Source organism: Dyella sp. 05T440, assembly GCF_056395965.1.
The window spans coordinates 188,473-208,074 of record NZ_JBFTKN010000008.1 but is presented as its reverse complement, the minus strand read 5'-3'; the positions used below and the strand labels follow the sequence as shown (position 1 = coordinate 208,074).

General features: G+C 65.2%; 19 protein-coding genes. 13 read left to right on the top strand and 6 right to left on the bottom strand.

Annotated features, from left to right (window positions below):
• Positions 1 to 826: 826 nt before the first annotated feature.
• The 5 genes from AC1DE1_RS12810 to rph form a co-directional block, all read right to left on the bottom strand.
• Positions 827 to 1,186: a PilZ domain-containing protein gene (locus AC1DE1_RS12810; protein WP_441604513.1), complete on the bottom strand. Its 360-nt coding sequence runs from the start codon at positions 1,184 to 1,186 to the stop codon at positions 827 to 829.
• A complete protein-coding gene (locus AC1DE1_RS12805) occupies positions 1,183 to 3,468 on the bottom strand; it encodes a DUF1631 family protein (protein ID WP_477175047.1) in 2,286 nt (761 codons plus the stop codon). The genes AC1DE1_RS12810 and AC1DE1_RS12805 overlap by 4 nt, the downstream gene beginning before the upstream one ends.
• A gap of 81 nt (positions 3,469 to 3,549) precedes the next feature.
• Positions 3,550 to 4,716, bottom strand: a complete 1,167-nt coding sequence (gene hemW, locus AC1DE1_RS12800) for a radical SAM family heme chaperone HemW (protein ID WP_477175046.1) — start codon at positions 4,714 to 4,716, stop codon at positions 3,550 to 3,552.
• 3 nt (positions 4,717 to 4,719) lie between these two features.
• Positions 4,720 to 5,319, bottom strand: a complete 600-nt coding sequence (rdgB, locus tag AC1DE1_RS12795) for an RdgB/HAM1 family non-canonical purine NTP pyrophosphatase (protein ID WP_441604510.1) — start codon at positions 5,317 to 5,319, stop codon at positions 4,720 to 4,722.
• Positions 5,320 to 5,330: 11 nt separating this feature from the next.
• Positions 5,331 to 6,062 carry a ribonuclease PH gene (gene rph / locus AC1DE1_RS12790; RefSeq protein WP_121883282.1) on the bottom strand — a complete coding sequence of 244 codons (732 nt, stop codon included), beginning with the start codon at positions 6,060 to 6,062 and terminating at the stop codon, positions 5,331 to 5,333.
• Positions 6,063 to 6,139: 77 nt separating this feature from the next.
• Between rph and AC1DE1_RS12785 the strand changes: the two genes are divergently transcribed.
• The 7 genes from AC1DE1_RS12785 (at position 6,140) to AC1DE1_RS12755 (ending at position 11,458) form a co-directional block, all read left to right on the top strand.
• Positions 6,140 to 7,000 carry a YicC/YloC family endoribonuclease gene (locus tag AC1DE1_RS12785; RefSeq protein WP_441604509.1) on the top strand — a complete coding sequence of 287 codons (861 nt, stop codon included), beginning with the start codon at positions 6,140 to 6,142 and terminating at the stop codon, positions 6,998 to 7,000.
• The gene (gmk, locus tag AC1DE1_RS12780) at positions 6,997 to 7,638 is read left to right on the top strand and encodes a guanylate kinase (RefSeq protein ID WP_441604508.1); all 642 of its coding nucleotides are present in this window, start codon (positions 6,997 to 6,999) and stop codon (positions 7,636 to 7,638) included. The genes AC1DE1_RS12785 and gmk overlap by 4 nt, the downstream gene beginning before the upstream one ends.
• Before the next feature lie 255 nt (positions 7,639 to 7,893).
• Entirely contained in the window at positions 7,894 to 8,730 is an 837-nt protein-coding gene (locus AC1DE1_RS12775; RefSeq protein WP_477175045.1) for an ABC transporter ATP-binding protein, read from the top strand.
• Positions 8,727 to 9,497: a lipid asymmetry maintenance ABC transporter permease subunit MlaE gene (mlaE, locus tag AC1DE1_RS12770; RefSeq protein ID WP_441604506.1), complete on the top strand. Its 771-nt coding sequence runs from the start codon at positions 8,727 to 8,729 to the stop codon at positions 9,495 to 9,497. The genes AC1DE1_RS12775 and mlaE overlap by 4 nt, the downstream gene beginning before the upstream one ends.
• A 58-nt stretch (positions 9,498 to 9,555) precedes the next feature.
• The gene (gene mlaD, locus AC1DE1_RS12765) at positions 9,556 to 10,416 is read left to right on the top strand and encodes an outer membrane lipid asymmetry maintenance protein MlaD (protein ID WP_441604505.1); all 861 of its coding nucleotides are present in this window, start codon (positions 9,556 to 9,558) and stop codon (positions 10,414 to 10,416) included.
• A gap of 53 nt (positions 10,417 to 10,469) precedes the next feature.
• Positions 10,470 to 11,156, top strand: coding sequence for an MlaC/ttg2D family ABC transporter substrate-binding protein (locus AC1DE1_RS12760; RefSeq protein WP_441604504.1), 687 nt, complete (start codon positions 10,470 to 10,472; stop codon positions 11,154 to 11,156).
• Between the two features lie 53 nt (positions 11,157 to 11,209).
• Positions 11,210 to 11,458, top strand: a complete 249-nt coding sequence (locus tag AC1DE1_RS12755; protein ID WP_441604503.1) for an STAS domain-containing protein — start codon at positions 11,210 to 11,212, stop codon at positions 11,456 to 11,458.
• 74 nt (positions 11,459 to 11,532) lie between these two features.
• On the opposite strand, the gene AC1DE1_RS12750 is transcribed toward AC1DE1_RS12755, so the two are convergent.
• Positions 11,533 to 12,381: an MlaA family lipoprotein gene (locus AC1DE1_RS12750; RefSeq protein ID WP_477175044.1), complete on the bottom strand. Its 849-nt coding sequence runs from the start codon at positions 12,379 to 12,381 to the stop codon at positions 11,533 to 11,535.
• 202 nt (positions 12,382 to 12,583) lie between these two features.
• Here AC1DE1_RS12750 and rpoZ point away from each other — a divergent pair, with 202 nt between their 5' ends.
• The 6 genes from rpoZ (at position 12,584) to AC1DE1_RS12720 (ending at position 19,350) form a co-directional block, all read left to right on the top strand.
• The gene (rpoZ, locus tag AC1DE1_RS12745; RefSeq protein WP_046972139.1) at positions 12,584 to 12,874 is read left to right on the top strand and encodes a DNA-directed RNA polymerase subunit omega; all 291 of its coding nucleotides are present in this window, start codon (positions 12,584 to 12,586) and stop codon (positions 12,872 to 12,874) included.
• Between the two features lie 130 nt (positions 12,875 to 13,004).
• Entirely contained in the window at positions 13,005 to 15,167 is a 2,163-nt protein-coding gene (locus AC1DE1_RS12740; protein WP_477178493.1) for a RelA/SpoT family protein, read from the top strand.
• Between the two features lie 145 nt (positions 15,168 to 15,312).
• On the top strand, positions 15,313 to 15,696 hold the full coding sequence (locus tag AC1DE1_RS12735) for a RidA family protein (RefSeq protein WP_477175043.1): 384 nt from the start codon (positions 15,313 to 15,315) through the stop codon (positions 15,694 to 15,696).
• Between the two features lie 80 nt (positions 15,697 to 15,776).
• Positions 15,777 to 17,894: an ATP-dependent DNA helicase RecG gene (gene recG, locus AC1DE1_RS12730; protein ID WP_441604499.1), complete on the top strand. Its 2,118-nt coding sequence runs from the start codon at positions 15,777 to 15,779 to the stop codon at positions 17,892 to 17,894.
• 176 nt (positions 17,895 to 18,070) lie between these two features.
• Positions 18,071 to 18,997, top strand: a complete 927-nt coding sequence (locus AC1DE1_RS12725) for a nucleoside hydrolase (RefSeq protein ID WP_477175042.1) — start codon at positions 18,071 to 18,073, stop codon at positions 18,995 to 18,997.
• A 107-nt stretch (positions 18,998 to 19,104) separates the two neighbouring features.
• Positions 19,105 to 19,350, top strand: a complete 246-nt coding sequence (locus AC1DE1_RS12720) for a type B 50S ribosomal protein L31 (protein ID WP_046972144.1) — start codon at positions 19,105 to 19,107, stop codon at positions 19,348 to 19,350.
• Positions 19,351 to 19,602 lie beyond the last annotated feature (252 nt).

Genomic DNA, 19,602 nt, shown 5'->3' with positions numbered 1-19,602 from the left:
CCCTCCAGGTGCGCGTGCGGGTTACGGGGTTTTTCGACAGGACATCCCTGTCCTGTCGAAAAACTGGCCGCATCCATGCGGCCACCCTTCGGGCTTTCCTCCACCCGCCCGCCGCGTCATACGGGGACCCCGAGATCAAGAGCCGCATCAAGAGCCACGCGACGTCCGACTCTGTTGGGCCGCTCTTTTGTAGGAGCGCACTTGTGCGCGACCAGCCGACGGAGCGGTGCATCCAGGTGGTGCGGTCGCGCACAAGTGCGCTCCTACAAGGGGGACGCAGGTCCGTGGATGGCGGATCAATCTTGCCGGTCGGCTCTTCTGTGGGAGCGCACCCTGTGCGCGACAAACCTACGGAGCGGTATACCCAGGCGTGGCTGTCGCGCACAGGGTGCGCTCCCACAGACAAGCGCCAGGCGCGGCATCAATTGCGCCATCTGTGACCCAAAGCCGAGGCGCAGCGAGGCCCCGCTTTAAGTCCTCAGCGATTCGGGCGCGTTGCGCAGCGCTTTGCGGTACCCGCTGTGTACCCTCGGAGGTTGTCCCCTGACGGTGTGCCTCGAGCGTTCGGGCTTATCCCAACACGATGCTGCGGGCGTTATCAGGCCATTCTCTTTGGGTTACTTTTCTCTTGGGCCAGCAAGAGAAAAGTGACTCGGTCGGCGGCAGCCGATCGAAACGCCCGCCGCGTAGGCGGCACGCTGGCCTCAAGGTGACAAGGAAACACCGAAGCTCTGGATGACCAGCCATTCGGCTGTTGAAAAGCGCCCCCGGCCTGCGTCGGCATAGCGAACAAAACGCCACCTACGCCGCGACGACGAGCAACCCCCTAACCCCTCTCCGGCTGCTCCAACCACGCATCCAACATCGCCGCATCCGCATCATCGATCGCCACGATGCGATACCCCGACCACACCTGTCCGGGGCTGGCCGCGGCTTCGTGCCACTGTTCCTGGATGCCCACCTCGATGCTCTGTGGCGCACTACCCAGGCCAGGCAATGACAGGCTGACCTGATAGATGGCCTCGCTGCGCGGCGGGTGCGTGCTGATCAGCAGCATGCCGTTGGCGGAGAGATTGCCCAGATGGCCGATCGGCTGGCCGGTGATCACGTCAGTGACGACGGCAGTGAAATTGGCGCGTTTGCGCAGCGCGCGGCGCTGGTCGATAGAGGCAATGTTCTCGCTCACGTCGATGCTCCGCTACGCGATGCGGCTGGCGGACCGCTGGTGATCTGGCGCAGGTGGCTGGTGAGTGCATGCCAGGCGCGATCGAGCAGGTTCTCGCGCACCGGCGGCATTTCGCGCACGCGGCCACAGGCCATTTCGTGGGCGAGCTGTTCCAGCGTCATTTCCTGGCCGCGCAGGCCGCGACGGGTGACGAACAGGCTGTTGCCCGATACCGGCGAATACCAGGCCAGCTTGCGTTCGGTGATGCGTCCGTTGGACGGATCGATGAATTCAAACCAGCTGCCGAAGGGCAACTGACGCAGGCGCTGGCGGATGCGGCGCTCCGGCGACTCGGCCGGCGGAGCCGGTGTCGGCGGTGCGGCCGGAACGGGCGCCGGCGTTTCCGGTGCGGCGTGCTCGCCCAGTCGCTGATGCTGTTTCAGCTTGAGGGCCAGCTCGGTGGTCGTCGCCGCTTCGCTGGTGGTCGGGCTATTGGCCGGAATGCCCAGCAGGCGCTGGGCGACCTGCACGGATTCCTCGGCGTGCATGCCGATCTGTTGCAGGCCCGACTCCACCTCGGCCTGCAGCAGGTTGCGATCGAGCACGGGCTGCTGACCCAGCAACTGATCGGTGATGCGCAGGCGCAACGTAAACGCTTCGCTGTCTTCGCCGTGGCGCAACAGCGTGAGCGCGAGCACGTCGGACCAGGCGCGCTCCAGCAAGGTGCGCAACAAGCCGCGTGGATTGCACTTGTCGAAGCGCTCGGTCATCAACTCGGCGGCGCGATGGCGCGCCTGCTCGAGCCGCTCGCGACCCTGCATCGCCTCCACCTGGCGACGTTCGGCGATCTGTGCCTTGCGGTTGAGCAGGCCCAGATGATGTTCGATATCGGCCAGCAGGCTGGTGTAGAGCCCGGTGCTGGGTGGTTCGCGGCGTGCGCGGTCGACCAGTTGGTTGATCTTCGCTTCGAGCGAGCGATCGACGTCGCCTTCGGGGCCGTCCAGCCAGTCATTCGCCGCTTCGGCGACGAGGCCCAGCAGCTTGCGCGCGGGATGTTCGCGCTGGTTGAAGAAGCCCTGGTCGGCCACCGCCATGCGCAGCAGAGGCAGCTGGAGATCGCCGAGCAGCGAGTGCGCGTTGCTCTTGTTGGGCACCTGCCGATCCAGCTGCTCGAACAACATGGCGACCAGTTCCACCGTGTCGCCCTGCTCTTCGGTCAGATGCATCTGCGCCGAGCCCGCCGGTCGGCCGGTGTTGAGCTGGGTGATCAACTCCTCGCGCAGCGCCTGGGCGCTGAGCAGTTCGCGGCGTGCCTGCTCGGCCACGTCGCTCACATGCAATTGCAGCGCGTCCAGCGCGAGCTGGAGTTCGCCCGGCGTCGCCGCACGTCCGCCATCCTGATAGCTGAGTGCGCCCTGGCCCGCGCGATGCTGTGCGAGCATTTCGCGCAGATTGTCGAGCACGGCGATGCTGTCGCTGCGCGGTGCGGTCGCACTCGCGGGAGGCGTCGCTGCGGCTGCCTGGCGTGCCAGCGGCACGGGCGGATTGTCGTTTGCGCCCGGACGCGGCTGGCGCTCGATCGGCGCACGCGTCGTCGGGAAGGCGCGCAGCTGCGGCAGGATGCCGTCGGCGCGCAGATGTTCGTTGACCGTGTCGTACAGCGTCGACAGTCCTTGCACCACGGCCATGTCGAAACACTGCAACAGCAGCAGGCGATGTTCGACCGGCAACTCCAGCGCGGTCATGCCATCGCGGAACGCATGGGCCAGCGCCTGTGGGCCCAGCGGCAGGCTTTCGCCTTCCAGCGGCGGCAGGCTGGCCAGCACGGCGAACCGATAGCCCAGTTCAAACAGCGCCGTGCCATGGCGCGCTTCGCCGCGCGCAATCAGCTTGTCGAGCGCCACGGTTTGTTCGTGTTCGGTGGGGTCAAGCAGCTCCAGCGGTCGGCGTGGCGCGTCGGGGTGCACCACTTCGGGTTCGTGCACCGTGCCGACGCTGCCGAAATGCTGGCGTACGCCCTCCATGAAGCGGCGCTCCACGGGTCCGCGCTGCTGTTGGATCAGCTGGCGGGAATACAGGCACTGTTGCTGTTCGGCGGGATTGCGCGAACGCTCGGCCTGCGCGTACAGGCGCTGTTCGGCCTCAAGGAAGCACTGGCGCAGCGGTGCTTCCAGCCAGCTGGTGCAGAGGGAGTGCGTTTCTTCGATCAGGCGACGGGCACGCGGCGACCACGCGACATTGTCAGGACGCGAGTCCCGATCAGATGCATGCGGCGGCCGTCGACCCTGCTGTTCGACTTCCATGACAGACCTTGGTTGATTCCCCCCGGATGGCACAGAGTCTAAAGCGGGTATCGGGTGCACGCCATCGGCCGGACGGTGGATTCAGTCAAGGAATCCGGAAATGACGTCATTGAGGAAGCGCTGGCCGAGCGCCGTGGTATGCAAACGACCTGGGTCGTCCGCCAGCCAGCCCCGTTGGCGGGCATGGGCGAGGGCGCCTGCGATGCGCTCGAGCGGCAGGCCGGTGCGTTCGACAAAGTCGGCCATGGGCACGCCATCGATCAGGCGCAAGGCGTTGAGCATGTATTCGAAGGGCAGTTCGTCCGGGGCTACCGACGCGCTGCCGCCGATGCGTCCGGCGCCGGCGGGCGTCGCCAGATACGCTTTGGGAAGGCGCGTCTTCCAGCGGCGGATGATCTGCCCGCTGGCCACGTCGGTGAGCTTGCCGTGGGCGCCGGCGCCGATACCGAGGTAATCGCCGAAGCGCCAATAGTTGAGATTGTGCGCGCAGCGGCGGTCGCTCTGGGCGTAGGCGGATATCTCGTATTGCCTATAGCCGGCGGCGGCGAGCTGTTGTTCGCAGGCCTCTTGCATGGCCCAGGCGTGATCGTCGTCAGGCAGCGGCGGCGGGTTGGCGGCGAAGGCCGTATTCGGCTCAAGGGTGAGCTGGTAGTGCGAAATATGCGTGGGCTGCAGCGCGACGGCGCGCGCCACGTCGGCCAGCGCGCCCTCCTGGGTTTGCTCGGGCAGCGCGTACATCAGGTCGAGATTGAGGTTGATGTAGCCCGCGTCCTGGGCGGACTTTACCGCCGCTTCGGCCTCGCTGGCCGAGTGGATGCGACCGAGCCGGCGCAGCTTGGCATCGTCAAAGCTCTGGATGCCGAACGACAGGCGATTCACCCCAGCGGCCAGATAGCCGTCGAAACGTCCATGCTCGACCGTGCCGGGGTTGGTTTCCAGCGTGATCTCGGCGTCAGTGGCCAGCTGCAGGCGGGCGCGCACGCCGTCGAGAAAACGGTCGATCAGATCCGGTGCGAACAGGCTGGGCGTGCCGCCACCGAAAAAGATGGTCTGCACCGTGCGCCCGTGCACCGCGCCACCAAAATCAATCAGGTCGGCATCGAGGTCGGCGAGCAATGCGTCCACATAGCTTTCATACGGCGGCGTGTCGCCGCGTACGCCGTGGGAGTTGAAGTCGCAATACGGGCACTTCTTCACGCACCACGGCATGTGGACGTACAGCGACAGCGGTGGCGCGATCAGCGACATGGCTTAACCATGCGTCTCGCCGAGCTGGCTGCGCAGCAGCGCCAACGCACGGCCGCGATGGCTGATGCGATTCTTCAGGCCGGGCGGAAGCTCAGCGGCGCTGACGGTTTCGTCTTCCGGCAGGAACAACGGGTCGTAGCCGAAGCCGTGCGTGCCGCGCTGTTCGGTGAGCACATGGCCATGCCAGCGGCCTTCGGCGATCAGCGGCGCCGGATCGTCGGCGTGTTGCAGCAGCACCAGCACGCAGATGAAGAACGCGCCACGCTGCTCGGTCGGCACGCCCTCCAGTTCACGCAGCAGGCGCGCGTTGTTGGCGGCGTTGTCGCCGTGTTGGCCGCTGTAACGCGCCGAGTAGAGTCCGGGCGCGCCGCGCAGATGCCGCACGCACAGGCCCGAATCGTCGGCCAGCGCCGGCAGCCCGCTGATGCGCGAGGCATGACGCGCCTTGAGCAGCGCGTTCTCGACGAAGGTGAGGCCGGTTTCCTCGGCGTCGGGCACGTTGAACGCCGACTGCGGCTCGACGTGCAGGCCGCTGTCGGCCAGCAGGTCGTTGAACTCCGCCAGTTTGCCGGGATTGCTGCTGGCCAGGACGATGCGTGTCATCAGCGCAACCGTTACGACAGTTCGAGCGCGGCGCGCTGCGCGGCCACCAGCTCGGCGATGCCTTTCTCGGCAAGGCCCAGCAGGGCGTCCATCTCATCGCGACGGAACGCATGGCCCTCGGCCGTGCCCTGCACCTCGATAAAGCCGCCGCCGTCGTTCATCACCACGTTCATGTCGGTATCGCAATTGGAGTCTTCGGCGTAGTCCAGATCGAGCACGGGGACGCCCTGATAAATGCCCACCGAGACGGCGGCGATCGCACCCACCACCGGGTTGCGGCGCAGGTTCTCGCGCTTCATCAGCAGGTTCACCGCGTCAACCAGTGCCACATAGGCACCCGTGATGGCGGCGGTGCGGGTGCCGCCATCGGCCTGGATCACGTCGCAGTCGAGCGTGATCACGCGCTCGCCCAATGCCTGGCGATCCACGCAGGCACGCAGGCTGCGGCCGATCAGGCGCTGGATTTCCATGGTGCGGCCGCCCTGGCCGCCGCGCGCGGCTTCGCGCTGCATGCGGGTGTTGGTGGCGCGCGGCAGCATGCCGTATTCGGCGGTGATCCAGCCCTCGCCCTTGCCGCGCAGCCAAGGTGGCACGCGGTCTTCGATGCTGGCGGTGCACAGCACGCGGGTGTCGCCAAAGCTCACCAGCACCGAACCTTCGGCGTGGCGGGTGTAGTGGCGTTCGATGGTCACGGTGCGCAGCTGGTCGCTGGCGCGGCCACTGGGGCGGCTGGGAGAGCTCATGGGAATGGAGGCCATTGGGCAAGGCAGGGCGGGAAAGTTTACCATTGCGGCCTTTACTGATATCCGCAGGCGCTCAAATGACCCGCAGCATGACGGCTTATGCCTCCGCTGAGACGACCGGCCCCGCTGGCACGCTCAGCTGTGAGTTGCGCACGGTCAACCACCGCTATCTGGAGCTGAGCCCGCGCCTTCCCGACGAATTGCGCGTGTTCGAGTCGGCCTTGCGCGAGCGCATCGCCGCCAAGCTGTCGCGCGGCAAGGTGGACGTCACCGTGCGCCTGCGCGGCGAGGCCCGTGCCGAATCCATGCAGGTCAACGCCACCGCGCTGGCGCGGCTGTCCGAGCTGGCGATGGACCTGGAAGCGCGCTTTCCGCGCATGAATATCGAATTCACCGAGCTGCTGCGCTTCCCGGGCGTGCTGCAACAGTCCGAGGTGGACCCAGAGGTTCTGCAGGCCTCGCTGCTGGACGTGCTGGATCGGGCGCTCGAAGCGCTCACCGCCACCCGCGAGCGCGAAGGTGCCAAGCTGGCCGAGCTGCTGACCGAGCGCCTGGACGCCATCGAACGCATCGTGGCCGACGTGCGCAGCTTCATGCCGCAGATCCGCGAAGGCCTGCGTGCCCGCCTGGAATCGCGCCTGGCCGATCTCAAGCAGCCGGCCGACCCGGGTCGCCTGGAACAGGAACTGGTGCTGCAGATCACCCGCAGCGACGTCGATGAAGAACTCGATCGCCTGACCACCCACATCGTCGAAACCCGCCGCGTGCTGGGCACCAGGGAGCCGGTCGGTCGCCGCCTGGATTTCCTCATGCAGGAATTCAACCGCGAAGCGAACACGCTGGGCTCAAAGGCGGTGGACGTGCGCAGCACCAATGCTGCAGTGGACCTGAAGGTGCTGATCGAGCAGATGCGCGAACAGGTGCAGAACATCGAATGAACGCGACCACGCCTCACGCGCAAGACACCCAGTGCACCCTGTTCGTGGTGGCTGCGCCCTCGGGCGCGGGCAAATCCACCCTGGTCAACGCGCTGCTGGAGCGTGAGCCGTCGATTTCGCTGTCCATATCGCACACCACGCGTCCGCCGCGTCCGGGTGAGCAGTACGGCCGCCACTATTACTTCGTGGAACGCGAGGTGTTCGAGCAGGAGGTGGCCGACGGCATCTTCCTCGAGCACGCCGAAGTGCACGGCAATCTTTACGGCACCTCGCGCACGACGGTGGATACGCTGCTGGCGACGGGCTGCGATGTCTTGCTGGAAATCGACTGGCAGGGCGCGCGGCAGATCCGCCAGAGCAAGCCCGATTGCGTGAGCGTGTTCATCCTGCCGCCCTCGCGCCCCGAGCTGGAGCGCCGCCTGCGCGGCCGCGGGTCGGACAGCGCGGAAGTGATTGCGCGCCGGTTGCACAATTCGCGCGAGGAAATCGCCCACGCGCATGAATTCGATTACATCATCGTCAACGACAATTTCGATGCGGCGCTGGACGATTTGCAGGGCATCGTGCGGGCCACGCGCCTGCGCTCGGCGTTGCAGCTGAAGCGGCATGAGACGTTGATCCAGGAATTGCTGGCCTGAGGTCAGCCCCCACCCCACTGTGGGAGCGCACCCTGTGCGCGACTGCGGGGCCATGGTGTTCCCCGCTGGTCGGTGGCGCCTGTCGCGCACAGGGTGCGCTCCCACAAGGTTTGCTTCCGCAGGGTGGAGTGGAACTCTAGATCCGTGCCAAGGTCTTGTTCCGTTAGCCATTACTGACCGCTACGACGATTCGTACATGGCCTTCACGGCCCTATTCAGCTAACTTGTCGCCTTTACCCAGGCCCCTCATTGCCCATGACCGACTCCATTAGCGCCAAGCCCGAGGACAGCACCCTGGTGCGCGTCCGTGGCCTGACCACGGTGCTCAATGGCAAGAAGGTGTTCGATGCGCTGGATATCGATATTCCGCGCGGCAAGATCACCGCCATCATGGGGCCCAGCGGCACCGGCAAGACCACCCTGCTCAAGCACATCACCGGGCAGATGCGCGGCGATGCGGGGCAAGTGCTGGTGGACGGCAACAACGTGGCGACGATGTCGCGCGAAAAGCTATTCGAGCTACGCGAGCGCATTGGTTACCTGTTCCAGAATTCCGCCTTGCTCACCGATTTCGACGTGTTCGAGAACGTGGCGTTCCCGCTGCGCCAGCACACCGAATTGCCGGAGGTGCTGATCCGCAACATCGTGCTCACCAAGCTGCAGGCAGTGGGTCTGCGCGGTGCAGCGGGGCTGATGCCGACGGAGCTGTCCGGCGGCATGGCGCGGCGCGTGGCGCTGGCGCGCGCGATCGTGTTCGATCCGATGCTGATTCTGTACGACGAACCGTTTGTCGGTCTCGATCCGATTGCCTTGAACCAGGTGCTCAAGCTGATCCGCACGCTCAATGAGACTTTGGGCATCACCAGTGTGCTGGTGGCGCATGAGCTCGAAGCGATCAAGCAGGTGGCCGATCACATTTACCTGATCGCCAACGGCAAGGTGGTGGCGCAGGGCGATCCCAGGACGATTGCCAACGACGGGTCGCCGTGGACGCGCCAGTTCTTCGGCGGCGACGCGGACGGCCCGGTGCCATTCCAGTATCCGGCCGGCGACCTGGGCGTATCGCTCGGTTTTCCAGGGAAGAACGCATGATCGCAACGGGCTCCGAAAACATCGTAGTGCGTTCGCTGTCGCAGATCGGCGATTGCGGACTGTTCCTGCTGCGCATGATCGCAGCGATACCGCGCAGCATGCGCCACTACCGCGAGACGATCCGCCAGCTGTGGTTCGTCGGCGCGATGAGCCTGATCATCATCATGGTCTGCGGCCTGTTCGTGGGCATGGTGCTGGGCTTGCAGCTGTACGACGTGCTGTCGATCTTCGGCGGCACCTCGGCCACCGGCACGGTAGTGGCCATCGCCATTTATCGCGAGCTCGGTCCCGTGGTGACGGCGCTGCTGTTCGCCGGTCGCGCAGGCACGTCGGTGACCGCCGAGATCGGCCTGATGCGCGCCACCGACCAGATCGCCGCGATGGAAATGATGGCGGTCGATCCGATTGCCTATGTGGCCGTGCCGCGCTTCCTCGCCGGCGTGATCGCCATGCCGCTGCTGGCCTGCGTGTTCTGCGCGCTGGGCATCTTTGGCGGGCACCTGGTGGGCGTGAGCTGGCTGGGCATCGACAACGGCACCTTCTGGTCGAACATGACCGCCACCGTCGAGGTGGTGAAAGACGTCGTCAACGGCGTGATCTGGAAAAGCGTCGTATTCGGCATCGTGGTGTCGCTGATCGCCGTATTCCAGGGCTATACCACGCCGCCGACCAGCGAAGGCGTGGCCTATGCCACCACCCGTACCGTGGTCGCTTCGTCCATCGCCATCCTGGCGCTCGATTTCGTGCTCACCGCGTTCCTGATGTGAGTGAGCCGATGAGCGCCGACCTGACCGTATCCAACCCCTATTCCATGAGGATCGTGCCGTGAGCCAGAGACAATCGTATGCCGTCGGCACCGGCCTGTTTATCGTGCTCGGCTTTGCCGCGCTCGGCTATCTCGCCACGCAGACCACCTCGGTGGCCAACTCCAGCCGCGGCCCCAGTTACACCGTCGAGGCGCACTTCGCCAACATCGGCCAGCTCAAGGAGCGTGCGCCGGTGAAGGTGGCGGGCGTGCGCGTCGGCCAGGTGCAATCGATTGTGCTCGATCCGGGCAAGGAAACGGCCGATGTGAAGCTGGCGATCGACCAGCGCTACAACCAGATTCCGGACGATTCGGTCGCCACCATCTTCACCAGCGGCCTGCTGGGCGACCAGTACGTCGGCCTGCGCTATGGCAGCTCCAAGAAGACCCTGGCCGACGGCGGCGAGCTGGCGCTCACCCGTCCGGCGCAGCAGCTGGAGGAGATGCTGGGCAAGTTCTTCGGCGCCGGCGGCGTGGCGGACAACCTGGGCGGCAGCTACGTGGTCAAGGCCCGCTTCACCAACGTGGGTGCGCTCTCGGTGGGTGCGCCGGTGAAGATGGCCGGTGTGGCCATCGGCAGCGTCCAGTCGATCAATGCCGACCCGGTCAAGCTCGACGCCCTGGTCACCCTGGCGATCGACAAGCGCTACAACCAGATCCCGGACGATTCGGCCGCCGCGGTGTTCACCAGTGGTTTGATCGGCACCCAGTACGTTGCGATCCAGCCCGGCGGCTCGCCGGACGCGCTCAAGAACGGCGATGAGATGGTGCTGACCCAGTCGGCCATGCAGATCGAAGACCTGATCGGGAAGTTCCTGGTCAGTGGCTCGTCCTCCGGCAAGCCTGCCGACGGCGGCAAGTCTGACGGCGACAAGCATTGAATCGGCCCATCGCGCACCGATATTCCAACGAGACATCTTTCAGGAGTTTCCCCATGTTGCGCAGTCTGGCCATTGCCACCGCCATCGCCTTTGGCACCGTGATCGCCGCGCCTGTCTTTGCCCAGGATGCGACGCAGGGCGCCGCCGACCAGCAGACGCCGGTGCAGGTGGTGCAGGCGGTCTCCGACGATCTGGCCAAGGCGATCGACGGCCACCAGAAGGAACTCAAGACCAATCGCGAAAAGCTGATCAGCGTGATCGACGATGCGTTCCTGCCGCATTTCGACATCGACTACGCCTCGATCCTGGTGCTCGGCCAGCATGCCCGCGAGGCCACGCCGGACCAGCGCTCGCGCTTCGCCAAGGCGTTCTACAACTCCATCACCCATCGTTATGCCGAAGGCCTGCTCGATTACACCCGCGGCCGCGTCAAGGTGCTGCCGTTCACCGGCGACATGAGCGACAAGCGCACCATCGTGCGCAGCCAGGTGGTGCTGGATGACGGCAAGACCGTCGCCGTGGACTACGCCTTCCGCAAGGACAAGAACGGCAACTGGAAGGCCTACGACGTGATCATCGAAGGCATTTCGTACATCACCAACTATCGCAACCAGGTCGACGCCGAAATCCGCAAGGTCGGCATCGACAAGCTGATCAGCAACCTGGAAACCCAGGGTGACCAGGCGCTCAAGGAAATGGAGCAGGCCGACAAGGCGCAGCAGCCGGGCTCCAAGTCTTGAGCGTGGCTGGCGCACCCGTGCGCATCGATGAAGGCTCACCGGGGAGCGTACGCGTGTCCGGTGAGCTGACTTTCAGTACGGCGGCGGCGGCGCTCAGGGCGATTGATACGGCGGTGGCGCGCGACGGCCGCTCGGAGCTGGATCTGTCCGGCGTCACACGCAGCGACAGCGCCGGCCTGGCCTGCGTGCTGGCGGTGCTGGCGCAGTCGGCCGAGCGCGGGCGCAAGCTCAAGGTGAGCCATATGCCCGAGGGCATGCACCTGCTGGCCAGCGTGTGTGAGGTCGAAGGTCTCATGGCCTGAGCGTCACTCGACGCTGGGCCGGGGACAAAAAAAGGGGCCTCGCGGCCCCTTCTCTTTGGCTGGAGAAGGACGCTTCAGTCCTTCTTCGCTGCCGGCTGCTGACTCTGTGAGGCCTGCGGCTGCTTCTTTTCCCACTTCTGCTGCTCGTCGAGCAGCTCGTCCGGGTCGAAACTCTTGTCGTGCAGGCCCTGCAGCTGCTCGATCACCTCTTCAGGCGGGTTGCCGTAGTAGATCTTGTAGATGCGCTGCTGGCGATAGGCGTCGCGGATAAAGGCATACGGATCGTAGGCGGAGTTGAGGAAACTCTCCGCATCGATGGCGCTGGAGCGGATGGTCACCAGGTACATCAGCTCGGGCAGGTACTGCTGGCCGAACTCGTAGTGGTTGTTGCGCGAGAAATAGCTGATGGGGTCGAAGAAGTAGCCGTCGACCGGCACCTGCCAGAAGTCGCGCGCCGTGGTCGGCCCGAAGAAGGGCAGCATCAGATACGGGCCATCGGGCACGCCCCAGCGGGCGAGCGTCACGCCAAAGTCGGTATCGTCCAGCGGAATGCCAAGCTGGCTGGCCGGATCGAAGAAGCCGCCGATGCCCAGGGTCAGGTTCACCAGGAAGCGGCCGCTGCCCTGCAGCGCCTGCTTCGGACGTGCCTGCAGCAGGTCGTTGGCCACGGTGATCGGCATGCGGATATTGGTGAAGAAATCGGCCATGCAGCGACGGATGGTCGGGTTGGTCACCTTGCGGTAACCCACGGCGACCGGGCGGATGATCGCCTTGTCCAGGTCGTTGTTGAAGGCGTAAACCTTGCGGTTCATGTGCTCGTACGGATCATCGGTACGAGGCTTGGCGATGCTGCAACCAGCAAGCAGGGCCACGGCGACCAGGGGCAGGCTGCGCATGGCGAGAGAACGGAAGGCGGACGGCATGGAGGCGACAGTCCTGGAGGGCCGGAGGGAGTACAATATTGTACTGTTGGGTTTTTTATTATGTACAGGCCCCCTTTAGTGTCAGGGCGCCAGGCTGCAGGCGGTGTGAACCCCGCATCATAGAGCCTTGCTGCATTGCCAGCAAAGCCGCCGCTGGCTACACTGACAGGTGATAAGTCGTTTTATTTTCTGAGGATTTCAGATGGCCCGCATTACCGTCGAAGACTGCCTGCAGGTAGTCGACAACCGCTTCGAACTGGTGCTGATGGCGACCAAGCGCGCCCGCCAGCTCTCCAAGGGTGCCGAACCGGCAGTGCATCCCGACCACGATAAGCCGACGGTGCTCGCCCTGCGCGAAATTGCCGACCGTCGCATTGACCAGGCCACGATCGACGAGATCGACAAGTCCGAGCGCGAGCGCGCCGAGCGTGAAGCGCTCGAGTGGGCTGCGGCCGAAGTGGACGACGATCTCTCCAAGGGTGGAGATGACTGATGGAGGGCGGCTGTAGCCAGCAACGCCCCGGCGCCGGCTCGTCCGGCGCTTTGCGCTGCGGGCTTCATGTCGCCACCCTCGCTTCCCTTAAACGAAGCGAGGCGGTCGCCTGAGCGGGGACCGAACAACCATGCCGGCCGTCACGGACTCCACCTTGGATACGTCGACGCTGCCGCCGTACGTGTTGGCTCTGAAAGAGCGCGTGGCCTACCTGCCCGAATCGCAGGTGGCCCGTGTGGTGCGCGCCTACGAAGTGGGCGCCGTGGCGCACGAAGGGCAGGCCCGCAAGAGCGGTGAGCCCTATATCACCCATCCCGTGGCGGTGGCCGGCATCCTGGCCGAGCTGGGCATGGACGCCGAGACCATCATCGCGGCGATCCTGCACGACACGCTGGAAGACACCTCGCTGAGCCGCACCGAGCTCGCCGGCGAATTTGGCGAGACCGTCGCCGAACTCGTCGATGGCGTCACCAAGCTGGACAAGATGAGCTTTTCCAGCCGCCAGGAGGCCGATGCGGAAAGCTTCCGCAAGATGCTGCTGGCGATGGCGCGCGACCTGCGCGTGATCCTGATCAAGCTGTCCGACCGCCTGCATAATATGCGCACGCTGGGCGCCAAAGATGCGCCGTCGCGTCGCCGCATCGCCCGCGAAACGCTGGAAATCTACGCGCCCATCGCGCAGCGCCTGGGCATGAACAAGTTCAAGGCGGAGCTGCAGGACCTGGGCTTCCGCGCGCTTTACCCCGATCGCTACCGCGTGATCAGCGAGCGCATCCGCGCCGCGCTGGGCAATCGCCGCGAAGCGATGGGCAAGATCGAAGCTGCGTTGTCCACGCGCCTGAGCGCCGAACACATCACCGCCAAGGTGGTGGGCCGCATCAAGTCGCCGTGGAGCATCTATTCGAAGATGCGCAACGAGCACAAGAGCTTCGCGCAGCTGATGGACGTCTACGGCTTCCGCGTGGTGGTCGACTCGGCCATGAGCTGCTACATGGCGCTGGGCGCCGTGCACGGGCTGTACAAGCCGGTGGACCGGCGCTTCAAGGACTTCATCGCCATTCCCAAGGCCAACGGCTACCAGTCGCTGCACACCGTGCTGCTGGGGCCGTTCGGCGCGCCGATCGAAGTGCAGGTCCGCACGGCGGAGATGGACTCGGTAGCCGAGCGCGGTGTGGCGGCCCACTGGGCGTACAAGACCGATTCGGGTCCGGCCAATAGCGCGCAGGCGCGCGCCCGCGAATGGCTGTCGTCGCTGGCGGACAGCCAGGCCAACACCGTTTCGTCGTCCGAGTTCATCGAGAACGTCAAGATCGACCTGTTCCCGGACGAGGTCTATCTGTTCACGCCGCGCGGCGACATTCTCGCGCTGCCGCGCAATGCCACTGCGCTCGATTTTGCCTATGCCGTGCACACCGACGTGGGCGACCACGCCGTGGCTGCGCGCGTGGATAAAAAGCTCGTGCCGCTGCGCACGCGCCTGGAATCGGGCCAGCTGGTGGAAATCATTACGGCGCCGTCCGCGCTGCCCAATCCGGCCTGGCTGGAATCGGTAGTGACCGGCAAGGCGCGTACGGCGATCCGCCAATACCTCAAACATCTGCAGCATGAAGATGCCGTCGACTTCGGCCATCGCATGCTCGATCGCGCACTCGATGCACTGGGCACCAGCCTTGATGCGATTCCGCCCGCCGTGCTGGATCGTTTCCTGGAAACCTCCAAGCTCAAGCGTCTGGAAGAATTGCTGTCGGACATCGCGCTGGGCAATCGCATCCCGCATCTGGTGGCCAGCCAGCTGGTGGCGGCGCGCGGCAAGAAATCCTCCGATGTGCAGCAGTCGCCGCATGTGATGGAGAAGATCCGCATCACCGGTGCCGAGCGCGGCGTGCTCAGCTTCAGCAATTGCTGTCACCCGCTGCCGGGCGACGAGATCATCGGCTATCTCTCGTCGGGCAAGGGCATCGTGGTCCATCGCGTGGAATGTCCCAACGTGGTGGAACTGCGCAAGTCGCCCGAGCGCTGCGTGGCGATCGAGTGGGATCGCGATGTGCAGGGCGATTACCGCGCCGAACTGCGTATCGAAGTCATCAACCGCCCGGGCGTGCTCGCCACCGTGGCGGCGGCCATCGCGGCCGCAAACTCGAACATCGAGAACGTGGAATACGTGGAGCGCGACGCGGCCGCGGCCACGCTGTTGTTCGCCCTCGAAGTGAAGAACCGCAAGCATCTGGCCGAAGTGATCCGCCGCGTGCGCCGTACCGGCGTGGTGAGCGGCGCCTACCGTTATCCGCTTTGAGAGCGGTGAATCGCAAATAGTCAGTGGTGAACAGGGCGGCGCTCGGGCGTGTCCGCTTCTTTTAGCCTGCTCGATGTCTGGCTATGATCCCCAGTCCGTGAGGCGCACAGCTTCCATCCCCGATTCCCTGTTCGGAGAACCAACCATGTCCCGCAGCATCATCACCACCGACAAGGCGCCTGCCGCCATTGGTCCGTACTCGCAGGCTGTGCGCACCGGCAATACGGTGTATTTCTCGGGCCAGATTCCGCTCGATCCGGCCACCGGTCAGATGGTGGAAGGCGATATCGCCCTGCAGGCGCGCCAGGTGTTCGTCAACCTCAAGGCGGTCGCAGAGGCTGCTGGTGGCTCGCTGGAAGAGATCGTGCGCGTTGGCATCTACGTGACCAACCTGGGTCACTTCGCCACCGTCAACGAGATCATGTCCGAGTATTTCCAGGCACCGTTCCCGGCGCGCTCGACCATCGAAGTGTCTGCGCTGCCGAAGCTGGCGGACATCGAAGTAGACGCCATCATGGTGCTCGACTGATCGAACCGCACGCCCCGCGCTGACAGGTGGCCGCGTGCGGCCGGCTGCAGCGCGAGGGTGGGCTCGGTTAGGCTTCGTCGATGCCGCCCAGTCGCGCCAATGCCGCCACGATACTTTCCGACCCCGGCGCCACGCCGGTATCGGCGTTGCCTGGTGTCGGCCCGGCGTTGGCGGAAACGCTGGCGCGTCTTGGTCTGGAGCGCGTGCAGGACCTGTGGTTCCACTTGCCCCTGCGTTACGAGGACCGTACCCACCTCACTCCCATCGCTGATCTGCGTCCCGGCGAGCGCGCACAGGTCGAGGGCGTGGTCGAGGCAGTCGAACGCGGGTTTCGCTATCGGCCACAGTTGAAGGTAGCCATTACCGACGGCTCGCAGCAGACCCTGGTGTTGCGCTTCTTCCATTTCAATCGCAGCCAGTCCGAACAGCTCAAACCCGGCACGCGCCTGTTGTGCTACGGCGAAGTGCGGCAGGCGGCGCTCGGGCTGGAGATGGTGCATCCGCAGTACCAGCGACTGAGCGGCGACGAGCCTGCGGTCGTCGATGAATTGCTGACGCCGGTGTATCCGACGACCGAAGGGTTGGGGCAGAAGCGGCTCGCCGGCGTGATCGCCAAGGCGCTGGCGCTGCTGCCGCAGGATGCGCAGCTGGAGCTGATACCCACCGAGCTCTGCGTCGCCCACGGCTTGACCTCGCTGCGCGAAGCGCTGCTCTATGTGCATCGTCCGCCGCCGGATGCCCATCTCGGCCAGCTGACTACCGGTCGTCATCCCGCGCAGCAAAGATTGGCGTTCGAAGAATTGCTCACCCAGCACCTCAGCCTCAAGCGCATGCGAGCGGCGGTGCGTCGGCGCCATGCGCCGCGCCTGCCCGGTACGGGGGAGCTGCGCGAACGGTTGCTGGCCAGTCTGCCGTTCGGACTCACTGGCGCGCAGCAACGTGTGAGCCAGGAGATTGCCAAGGACATCGCCCAGGGCAGCCCGATGTTGCGGCTGGTGCAGGGCGACGTCGGCAGCGGGAAAACCATCGTAGCCGCACTCGCTGCTCTGGCTGCGGTGGAGTCGGGCCAGCAAGTGGCCTTGATGGCCCCCACGGAACTGCTTGCCGAGCAGCATCTGCAGCACTTCCGCCATTGGCTGACGCCGCTGGGCATCGAAGTGGCATGGCTTGCCGGCAAGGTGACGGGCAAGGCGCGCCAACAGGCTTTGCAGCGGGTGGCATCGGGTGCTCATGTCGTGATCGGCACACACGCCCTGATGCAAGAGGGTGTGTCCTTCTCGCAGCTTGGGTTGGTGATCGTGGATGAACAGCATCGCTTTGGCGTGCAGCAGCGCTTGTCCTTGCGCGACAAGGGCGCAGACCATGAGAGCGGCCTGGTGCCTCATCAATTGGTGCTGACCGCCACGCCGATTCCACGCACGCTGGCCATGAGCGCGTACGCGGATCTCGATGTATCGGCGATCGACGAGCTGCCGCCGGGCCGCACGCCCGTCCAGACCATCGCGATTTCCAACGCGCGCCGCTTCGATGTGATCGAACGCATTCACGCGGCCTGTCTCGAAGGGCGCCAGGCGTACTGGGTGTGTACCCTGATCGAAGAATCCGAACAGCTGCGCGCGCAGGCTGCCGAAGTGGCGCACGCGGAGTTGTCATCGGCGTTGTCCGATTGCCGCATTGGCCTTATCCACGGGCGCATGAAGCCCAAGGAAAAGCAGGCTGTGATGGATGCCTTCAAGGCAGGCGAACTTTCGGTGTTGGTCTCCACTACCGTGATCGAAGTGGGTGTGGATGTGCCCAACGCCAGTCTGATGGTGATCGAAAACAGTGAACGACTCGGGCTGTCCCAGTTGCACCAGTTGCGCGGGCGAGTGGGGCGAGGGGCGATCGCTTCGAACTGCGTGCTGCTGTATCAGCCACCGCTTGGCCAGCTGGCGCGCGAACGCCTGCAGGTCATGCGTGACACGAATGACGGTTTTCGCATCGCGGAGAAAGACCTGGAATTGCGCGGCCCCGGCGAAGTGCTGGGCACGCGGCAGACGGGCCAGCTGAGTTTCCGCATCGCCGATCTCTCGCGCGATGCGCATCTGCTGCCGGCCGTGCAGGAGGTGGGTGCGGTGCTGTTGGCGCATCATCCGCAGCAGGCCGAAGGGCTGATCGCGCGCTGGATCGGCGCTGCCGCCCGTTACGCACATGCCTAGCGAGGAGCACTCTCCCTGTGGGAGCGCACCCTGTGCGCGACAGCCTTTCGCCGGCACCTCGCAGGACGAGTCGCGCACAGGGTGCGCTCCCACAATAAATTGCGCTGCCGATTGACGCTTGCGCGCGTCCGTAGAACGCCTAAGCTAATCGGTTCGCTCCCTAACGCGAGTTCCCCATGACCCAGCTGCAACTGTTGATCGACACCGACCCGGGCGTAGACGATGCGCTCGCCATCCTGATGGCGCATGCGCATGCCGACGTACTCGGACTGACCATTGCAGCGGGCAATGTCGGCCTCGCGCATACGGTGCGCAATGCGCGCACGCTGGTGGATCTGGTGGCCAAGCCGACGCCGGTGTTCCCGGGTTGTCCGACGCCGCTGGTGCGCATGCCGGAAGAAGACGCCGTGCACGTGCATGGCACCGACGGCCTTGGCGACGTCGGCTTTCCGGAGCCGCGCAGCGTGGCTGCCGATGAGCACGCCGCGCATGCACTGATTCGTCTTACCCGCGAACATCCCGAGCTGACCCTGGTGGCTCTCGGGCCGCTGACCAATCTCGCGCTGGCCGTGCGTCTCGACCCCACCTTGCCGCAGCGGGTGAAGCGCCTGGTGATCATGGGTGGCGCGGTCACCGGGCTGGGCAACACCGGCAAAATTCCCGCCGAATTCAATATCGGTTTCGATCCCGAGGCAGCGCACGTGGTGTTCGAGGCCTTCCCGATGTTCGACCTGGTCGACTGGGAAGTGGTGCTGCGCCATGCCTTCGATGACGAGGAATTCAATGGCTGGATCGCTGCAGGCGACCAGCGCGCGACCTTCTTCGAGCAGGTGTTCGGCACGGCGCGTACGTTCAATGCCAAGCGCGGCCGTCGCGGCGTGATCGCGGCGGACGCGCTGGCGATGGCGGTGGCGATCGATCCGGCCATGGTGACGCGAGCCGAAGAGCGCCACGTCGCCGTCGAAATGGATGGCCGCCTGACCCGTGGCGCCACCGTGGTGGACTGGACCGCCAGGCTGGGCCGGCCGGCCAATGCGCGCATCGTGATGGAGGTCGATCAGGCCCGGTTCGGCGCCATGGTGCGGCGGGCGCTGGGCGCCTGAACGGCTATAATCGAGGGCTCCGCCGGTCCAAGTCCCTGAGCGACTTGCCAATGGGGGCGACCCATGGTTAAAATGCCGCTCTTTTCACCCACCGCTTTGAGTCAGTCATGAAGCCCGATATCCATCCCAATTATCGCCAGGTGGTGTTTCAGGACCTGTCGTCCGATTTCGCGTTCCTGACGCGTTCGACGATTTCCTCGAAGGACACCGTCAAGTGGGAAGACGGCAACGAGTACCCGCTGGTCAAGGTGGATATCTCGAGCCATTCCCATCCGTTCTACACCGGCAAGCAGAAGTCGCTGGACACCGGCGGCCGCGTCGACAAGTTCCGTCGTCGCTACGCGCAGAAGTAATCGCGCGAAGTCTCTGCTGTCACGCTGCGGCCACGCAGCGTACGCAAGCTGAAACGCACGGGGCGAGCTGATGCTCGCCCCGTGCGTTTTTGCGTCCGCCCATCCGACCATCCGCTAGGGCATGTTGGCGGGACGATATGCGATAATCGGCGGCGAGGTGTCGCAGCCATCCCCCCACGCGACATCAACCCTACCTCGTCGGCCATCGCCTTCGCGCGACACGTCGGCGACGACATAAGCGTGAAGGAGGTT

What these genes read in the sequence shown, in the direction of transcription:
- AC1DE1_RS12750 (WP_477175044.1), bottom strand. Translation starts at nt 12,381, where the DNA reads ATGCCGTCCGCCTTCCGTTCTCTCGCCATGCGCAGCCTGCCCCTGGTC.
- hemW (WP_477175046.1), bottom strand. Translation starts at nt 4,716, where the DNA reads ATGTCGCTGATCGCGCCACCGCTGTCGCTGTACGTCCACATGCCGTGG.
- AC1DE1_RS12805 (WP_477175047.1), bottom strand. Translation starts at nt 3,468, where the DNA reads ATGGAAGTCGAACAGCAGGGTCGACGGCCGCCGCATGCATCTGATCGG.
- recG (WP_441604499.1), top strand. Translation starts at nt 15,777, where the DNA reads ATGCCGCCCAGTCGCGCCAATGCCGCCACGATACTTTCCGACCCCGGC.
- AC1DE1_RS12720 (WP_046972144.1), top strand. Translation starts at nt 19,105, where the DNA reads ATGAAGCCCGATATCCATCCCAATTATCGCCAGGTGGTGTTTCAGGAC.
- mlaE (WP_441604506.1), top strand. Translation starts at nt 8,727, where the DNA reads ATGATCGCAACGGGCTCCGAAAACATCGTAGTGCGTTCGCTGTCGCAG.
- rpoZ (WP_046972139.1), top strand. Translation starts at nt 12,584, where the DNA reads ATGGCCCGCATTACCGTCGAAGACTGCCTGCAGGTAGTCGACAACCGC.
- AC1DE1_RS12775 (WP_477175045.1), top strand. Translation starts at nt 7,894, where the DNA reads ATGACCGACTCCATTAGCGCCAAGCCCGAGGACAGCACCCTGGTGCGC.
- rph (WP_121883282.1), bottom strand. Translation starts at nt 6,062, where the DNA reads ATGAGCTCTCCCAGCCGCCCCAGTGGCCGCGCCAGCGACCAGCTGCGC.
- AC1DE1_RS12740 (WP_477178493.1), top strand. Translation starts at nt 13,005, where the DNA reads ATGCCGGCCGTCACGGACTCCACCTTGGATACGTCGACGCTGCCGCCG.
- rdgB (WP_441604510.1), bottom strand. Translation starts at nt 5,319, where the DNA reads ATGACACGCATCGTCCTGGCCAGCAGCAATCCCGGCAAACTGGCGGAG.
- gmk (WP_441604508.1), top strand. Translation starts at nt 6,997, where the DNA reads ATGAACGCGACCACGCCTCACGCGCAAGACACCCAGTGCACCCTGTTC.
- AC1DE1_RS12785 (WP_441604509.1), top strand. Translation starts at nt 6,140, where the DNA reads ATGACCCGCAGCATGACGGCTTATGCCTCCGCTGAGACGACCGGCCCC.
- AC1DE1_RS12760 (WP_441604504.1), top strand. Translation starts at nt 10,470, where the DNA reads ATGTTGCGCAGTCTGGCCATTGCCACCGCCATCGCCTTTGGCACCGTG.
- AC1DE1_RS12735 (WP_477175043.1), top strand. Translation starts at nt 15,313, where the DNA reads ATGTCCCGCAGCATCATCACCACCGACAAGGCGCCTGCCGCCATTGGT.
- AC1DE1_RS12725 (WP_477175042.1), top strand. Translation starts at nt 18,071, where the DNA reads ATGACCCAGCTGCAACTGTTGATCGACACCGACCCGGGCGTAGACGAT.